The organism is Bradyrhizobium sp. UBA2491, from assembly GCF_002341725.1.
Lineage (GTDB): Bacteria > Pseudomonadota > Alphaproteobacteria > Rhizobiales > Xanthobacteraceae > Bradyrhizobium.
Genome location: NZ_DDOP01000056.1, coordinates 27,881 through 28,396 on the forward strand (window position 1 = coordinate 27,881; position 516 = coordinate 28,396).

At 72.7% G+C, this 516-nt stretch carries 1 pseudogene; it reads right to left on the bottom strand.

Annotation, left to right across the window (positions count from 1 at the left end):
• A pseudogene (locus B2W55_RS18160) lies at window positions 1-516 on the bottom strand (hypothetical protein); the annotation flags it as partial.

The following is a 516-nucleotide window of genomic DNA, read 5'->3' on the forward strand; positions in this document are numbered from 1 at the left end:
TCGGCCTTGGTGTCGGCGATCTTGCTGTCCTGCTTGGCGATCGCGGCGCCCTGCGCCTGCACCGCGCCTTCGACCTTGTCGATGCGCGCCGTGATGCCGGAGATATCGGGCGCAGCCGCACCATCGCGCGGCGCGGCCTTCGCGTCGTTGACGGCGGCGGCAAGCTTGTCGGATTGCGCGCGCGTTGCGGCGAGCTCGGTGCGCAGCGCAGCGATCGATTTGTCGAGCGCGTCGAGCCGCGCCGTTGCCGCAGGATCGGCCACCGCCGCGACGGGCCTGCTGGCTTTCGATTCCAGCGCGCTGACACGCGTGCCGAGCTCGTCGATCGTTGCGGCACTGGGCAGCGGCGCGGACGATGGCTGCACCGCGGGCCAGCCGAGCAACCAGCCGACCCCGATCACCAGGGCTGCGGCGACGGCGCCCGATACCGGTGCCACCACCCAGGGTGAGACCGGCCGCGCCGGCTCGGCATCGGGCCTCACGGAAACGGTCTCGGGCTGCGGCTCCGCTTCGGGC